The sequence below is a fragment of the Citrobacter sp. genome (assembly GCF_050252275.1).
In the GTDB taxonomy this organism is placed as follows: Bacteria; Pseudomonadota; Gammaproteobacteria; order Enterobacterales; family Enterobacteriaceae; genus Citrobacter_A; species Citrobacter_A amalonaticus.
On record NZ_JBFWLF010000289.1, the window covers coordinates 1 to 5,745 of the forward strand.

The following is a 5,745-nucleotide window of genomic DNA, read 5'->3' on the forward strand; positions in this document are numbered from 1 at the left end:
TTCTTGTGATTCAGATCACAAACATTCAACAAACAGCCAAATATAAAACGTGAATTACATCACAAATTAATGCCATTAATGGTTCAGAACGACGGTTTGTTGTTTTTTTACACAGCAGTTTTGTGATTAATGTCACATCAATTACCTCCCTACCCCCTATATTTATGTGACACAAATCACATTAAAGGTCGCTGACTGGACAGCTTAACGATTCAGTGCCAGATTTCGCAGTATCTACAGGGTCCGGCTACCTCTGCCGCTACATTAACAAAACCTCGGGCTTACAGCCTGCGCGATAGCAAACATAAGAAGGGGTGTTTTTATGTCATCCGATATTAAGATCAAGGTGCAAAGCTTTGGTCGATTCCTCAGCAATATGGTGATGCCAAATATCGGCGCGTTTATCGCGTGGGGTATTATCACTGCACTATTTATTCCGACAGGGTGGTTGCCAAACGAAACGCTGGCGAAGCTGGTTGGCCCAATGATCACCTATCTCCTGCCGCTGCTGATCGGTTATACCGGCGGTAGACTGGTGGGTGGCGAACGCGGCGGCGTGGTGGGTGCAATCACCACCATGGGCGTTATCGTCGGCGCAGACATGCCGATGTTCCTCGGTGCAATGATTGCCGGTCCTCTGGGCGGCTGGGCAATCAAACATTTCGATGGTTGGGTAGACGGTAAGATCAAATCCGGTTTTGAGATGCTGGTGAATAACTTCTCCGCTGGCATCATCGGTATGATCCTCGCCATTCTGGCATTCCTCGGCATTGGTCCAGCAGTTGAAGTTCTGTCGAAAGTGTTGGCTGCAGGCGTTAACTTCATGGTTGTCCATGACATGCTGCCGCTGGCGTCTATCTTCGTTGAACCAGCGAAAATCCTGTTCCTGAACAACGCTATCAACCACGGTATCTTCTCACCTCTGGGTATTCAGCAGTCCCATGAGTTGGGTAAATCCATCTTCTTCCTGATTGAAGCCAACCCAGGTCCGGGGATGGGTGTTCTGCTGGCGTACATGTTCTTTGGTCGCGGTAGCGCTAAACAGTCTGCAGGCGGTGCGGCAATCATCCACTTCCTGGGCGGTATCCACGAAATTTACTTCCCGTATGTACTGATGAACCCGCGTCTGATCCTCGCCGTTATCCTCGGCGGTATGACGGGCGTGTTTACGTTGACTCTCCTGAATGGCGGTCTGGTTTCTCCGGCTTCTCCGGGTTCTATCCTGGCAGTGCTGGCGATGACGCCAAAAGGCGCCTACTTCGCTAACATCGCGGCAATCTGTGCGGCGATGGCGGTCTCTTTCGTTGTCTCTGCCATTCTGCTGAAAACCAGCAAAGTGAAAGAAGACGATGACATTGAAGCGGCGACCCGTCGTATGCATGACATGAAAGCAGAATCCAAAGGCGGTACTCCGCTGTCTGCTGGCGATGTCACCAACGACCTGAGCCACGTGCGTAAAATCATCGTTGCCTGTGATGCCGGTATGGGTTCCAGCGCAATGGGCGCCGGCGTACTGCGTAAGAAAGTGCAGGATGCCGGTCTGAGCCAGATCTCAGTCACCAACAGCGCGATTAACAACCTGCCACCGGATGTTGACCTGGTCATCACTCACCGCGATCTCACCGAACGTGCGATGCGTCAGGTACCGCAGGCGCAGCATATTTCGCTGACCAACTTCCTCGACAGCGGCCTGTACTCCAGCCTGACTGAGCGTCTGGTTGCCGCTCAGCGCCACACTGACAATGAAGTCAAAGTCCGCGACAGCCTGAAAGACAGCTTTGACGAAGGGGATAACAACCTGTTCAAACTGGGTGCGGAGAATATCTTCCTCGGACGTACGGCAACGACCAAAGAAGAAGCGATTCGCTTCGCCGGTGAGCAGTTGGTGAAAGGCGGTTACGTTGAGCCTGAATATGTCGATGCGATGCTGGAACGTGAGAAACTGACCCCAACCTATCTGGGTGAGTCTATCGCCGTTCCGCACGGTACCGTTGAAGCGAAAGACCGCGTACTGAAAACCGGCGTCGTGTTCTGCCAGTACCCGCAAGGCGTTCGTTTCGGTGAAGAAGACGACGACATCGCCCGTCTGGTGATCGGTATCGCCGCTCGCAACAACGAGCACATTCAGGTGATTACCAGCCTGACCAACGCGCTGGATGACGAATCCGTCATCGAACGCCTGGCTAACACCACCAGCGTTGATGAAGTGCTGGCGCTGCTGGCGGGTCGTAAGTAAACCCCGTAGCCCGGTGACATTGCGCTTATCGGGCCGATCCAATCCTCTCCCTTGTGGAGAGGGTTTGGTTGAGGGAGCAACAGATAACCCCTCACCCCAGCCCTCTCGGGTAAAAACATTAATGAAGGTTACTACTATGAAAGCATTACATTTTGGCGCAGGTAATATCGGTCGTGGCTTTATCGGCAAACTGCTGGCGGACGCGGGGATACAACTGACATTCGCTGATGTAAATCAGGTCGTGCTCGACGCCCTGAATGCCCGTCATAGCTACCAGGTTCACGTTGTGGGTGAAAATGAGCAGGTGGATACCGTGACTGGCGTCAATGCGGTAAGCAGCATTGGCGATGATGTTGTTGAGCTGATCGCCCAGGTAGACCTGGTCACCACGGCCGTTGGCCCGGTCGTGCTGGAGCGCATCGCGCCGGCCATCGCCAAAGGCCTGGTCAAACGCAAAGCGCAAGGGATCACCACCCCGCTAAACATCATCGCCTGTGAAAATATGGTACGAGGCACCACTCAACTGAAAGGCCATGTGCTGAACGCGCTGGCTGAAGACGACAAAGCCTGGGTTGAAGCCCATGTCGGCTTCGTGGATTCCGCCGTTGACCGCATCGTGCCGCCGTCAGCCTCTGCGACCCACGACCCGCTGGAAGTGACTGTCGAAACCTTCAGCGAGTGGATCGTTGACCAGACCCAGTTCAAAGGCGAGCTGCCGAACATCCCGGGAATGGAATTAACTGATAACCTGATGGCATTTGTCGAACGTAAACTCTTCACGCTGAACACCGGGCATGCTATAACCGCGTACCTCGGAAAATTGACCGGTCATCAGACCATCCGCGACGCGATTCTCGACGAGAAAATCCGCGCAGTGGTCAAAGGGGCAATGGAAGAGAGCGGCGCGGTGCTGATCAAACGCTACGGTTTTGATGCCGACAAGCATGCGGCATACATTCAGAAAATCCTCGGTCGTTTTGAAAACCCGTATCTGAAAGATGACGTTGAGCGCGTTGGTCGCCAGCCGCTGCGTAAACTGAGCGCGGGTGACCGTTTAATCAAACCGTTGCTGGGTACGCTGGAATACCATTTGCCGCACGCTAACCTGGTCAAAGGGATTGCTGCCGCGATGCACTTCCGTAGCGAAGACGATCCGCAGGCGCAGGAGCTGGCCGCACTGATCGCCGAGAAAGGCCCACAGGCTGCGCTGGCCCAGATTTCCGGGCTGGATATCAACAGCGATGTCGTTGCCGAGGCCGTTAGCGCATATAACGCAAAGTAATGATGCTGGAACTGGCGCAGGAGCCCCTGCGCCTGATTAATAGATTGTCAGATATGCAGGCAATAATGGAACAAACCCAGGCCTTTGAAAATCGTGTGCTTGAGCGTCTGAATGCTGGCAAAACCGTACGGAGCTTCCTGATCACCGCCGTGGAGTTACTCACCGAGGCGGTAAACATTCTGGTGCTTCAGGTGTTTCGCAAAGATGACTACGCAGTGAAGTACGCTGTAGAACCGTTACTCGACGGCGACGGACCGCTGGGCGATCTGTCTGTGCGCCTGAAACTGATCTACGGTCTGGGCGTCCTTAGTCGTCCTGAATATGAAGACGCAGAGCTGCTGATGGCGATGCGCGAAGAGATGAATCATGACGGCAATGAGTATGCCTTTACGGATGATGAGATTCTCGGGCCGTTCGGCGAACTGCACTGCGTACTGGCGCTGCCACCCCCGCCGCAGTTTGACGCCGCCGACCCCAGTTTGTACGCCATGCAAATCCAGCGCTACCAGCAAGCGGTGCGCTCGACGATGGTTCTCTCCCTGACTGAGCTGATTTCTAAAATCAGCTTAAAAAAAGCCTTCCAGAAGTAGGCCTCGCTCTGCCTGCTACTCCTTTTCCTGCACGGGTTGATACAGGCGCCGGTAATAATTCAGCCGTTGCAGGTACATCTGCGCATTTTCTGCAGGCACTTCGCTCGGAACGTCATCACGCGCAGGCATTTTATTCAGATACTCTTTAAACGCCTGACTTGAGGCCATAAAATCCACAGCTTTATCAATCAGAAGCGGAACATTCTCGCCTATTTTTGCCATGTTATCTCCTCCATGCGGTCCCGCCGTGCTTAAGCGCAACGGTCAATTTTAGTGTAGGATCGCCCGCGTCATGACATTAAGGAAAACGTGCTTAATCCATTGGCGGCAAATTATCTCTTACATGATCCTGTTATTGTCTAAAATGTTTAATTAATCAGTCCATTAGAAAAATAGTTAGCAACTGAATACTCGCGTTATTTGATTATTATTATCCCATTAGTTGTGAATAAACCCGCTCTGCGCGCATACTATAGTCCATTCACCTTATTTCTATCAGAAGCCATCCCATGAAAGAAGTCGAAAAAAACGAAATCAAACGTCTGAGCGATCGCCTCGACGCTATCCGCCACCAGCAGGCCGATCTGTCCCTGGTTGAAGCCGCCGATAAATACGCTGAGCTGGAAAAAGAGAAAGCCACACTGGAAGCAGAAATCGCCCGTCTGCGTGACGTTCACAGTCAAAAACTGAGCAAAGAGGCGCAGAAACTGATGAACCTGCCGTACCGTCGTGCGATCAGCAAAAAAGAGCAGGCCGATATGGGCAAGCTGAAGAAAAGCGTGCGCGGTCTGGTGGTGGTTCATCCAATGACCGCCTTAGGCCGCGAAATGGGCCTGCAAGAGATGACTGGCTTCGCAAAGACCGAGTTTTGATTTTTTATACCGGGCAGCACGTCCGCTGTCCGGTCCTCCCTTAATTGGCCCTACCAATCCCCTTCAGTTACGACCACTGGTTCACAATTCATTAATTTAAGCCTACACTGCCGTTGCCAATAAATAACATTTGATTAACCATTCGTTGTCATTATCCCTACACAACAATATTGGCAGGACCACTTTTACACATAATGTGACGAAAAGATGAGCACAGACTCACTGCATTGTGCGTGTGGCCCTCAGGAGACCTGCAATGAATCTCTGGCAACAAAACTACGATCCGGCCGGTAACATCTGGCTTTCCAGTCTGATCGCATCGCTCCCGATTCTGTTTTTCTTTTTCGCGCTGATTAAGCTCAAGCTGAAAGGCTATGTTGCCGCTTCGTGGACGGTGGTGATTGCGCTGGCCGTGGCGCTGCTGTTCTACAAAATGCCGGTCGATCACGCACTGGCCTCGGTGGTGTACGGTTTCTTCTACGGTCTATGGCCGATTGCCTGGATCATTATCGCCGCAGTGTTTGTTTACAAAATCTCGGTGAAAACCGGGCAGTTTGACATCATCCGCTCGTCCATTCTGTCGATTACCCCTGACCAGCGTTTGCAAATGCTGATCGTCGGCTTCTCATTTGGCGCCTTCCTCGAAGGGGCGGCGGGATTTGGTGCCCCCGTTGCCATCACTGCCGCGCTGCTGGTAGGTCTCGGGTTTAACCCGCTGTATGCCGCTGGACTGTGCCTGATCGTCAATACCGCGCCCGTGGCGTT

6 protein-coding genes are annotated in these 5,745 nt (G+C 52.7%); 5 read left to right on the forward strand and 1 reads right to left on the reverse strand.

The window, feature by feature from the left end; all coding sequences use genetic code 11:
* The first annotated feature begins 322 nt into the window (after positions 1 to 322).
* The 3 genes from mtlA (at position 323) to mtlR (ending at position 4,108) form a co-directional block, all read left to right on the forward strand.
* Positions 323 to 2,236, forward strand: a complete 1,914-nt coding sequence (gene mtlA / locus AB7E14_RS19545) for a PTS mannitol transporter subunit IICBA (RefSeq protein WP_042998597.1) — start codon at positions 323 to 325, stop codon at positions 2,234 to 2,236.
* Between the two features lie 136 nt (positions 2,237 to 2,372).
* Positions 2,373 to 3,518 (forward strand): mannitol-1-phosphate 5-dehydrogenase, encoded by a 1,146-nt coding sequence (mtlD, locus tag AB7E14_RS19550; RefSeq protein WP_046401673.1) that lies wholly within the window; start codon positions 2,373 to 2,375, stop codon positions 3,516 to 3,518.
* A gap of 2 nt (positions 3,519 to 3,520) precedes the next feature.
* A complete protein-coding gene (mtlR, locus tag AB7E14_RS19555; RefSeq protein ID WP_046401674.1) occupies positions 3,521 to 4,108 on the forward strand; it encodes a mannitol operon repressor MtlR in 588 nt (195 codons plus the stop codon).
* A gap of 15 nt (positions 4,109 to 4,123) precedes the next feature.
* On the opposite strand, the gene AB7E14_RS19560 is transcribed toward mtlR, so the two are convergent.
* Positions 4,124 to 4,330, reverse strand: coding sequence for a hypothetical protein (locus tag AB7E14_RS19560; RefSeq protein WP_042998600.1), 207 nt, complete (start codon positions 4,328 to 4,330; stop codon positions 4,124 to 4,126).
* Positions 4,331 to 4,617: 287 nt separating this feature from the next.
* Here AB7E14_RS19560 and AB7E14_RS19565 point away from each other — a divergent pair, with 287 nt between their 5' ends.
* Both AB7E14_RS19565 and AB7E14_RS19570 read left to right on the forward strand, forming a co-directional pair.
* Entirely contained in the window at positions 4,618 to 4,980 is a 363-nt protein-coding gene (locus AB7E14_RS19565; protein WP_042998601.1) for a YibL family ribosome-associated protein, read from the forward strand.
* 256 nt (positions 4,981 to 5,236) lie between these two features.
* Positions 5,237 to 5,745, forward strand: a 509-nt coding sequence (locus tag AB7E14_RS19570; RefSeq protein ID WP_428169824.1) for an L-lactate permease, incomplete at its 3' end; no start/stop codon positions are given.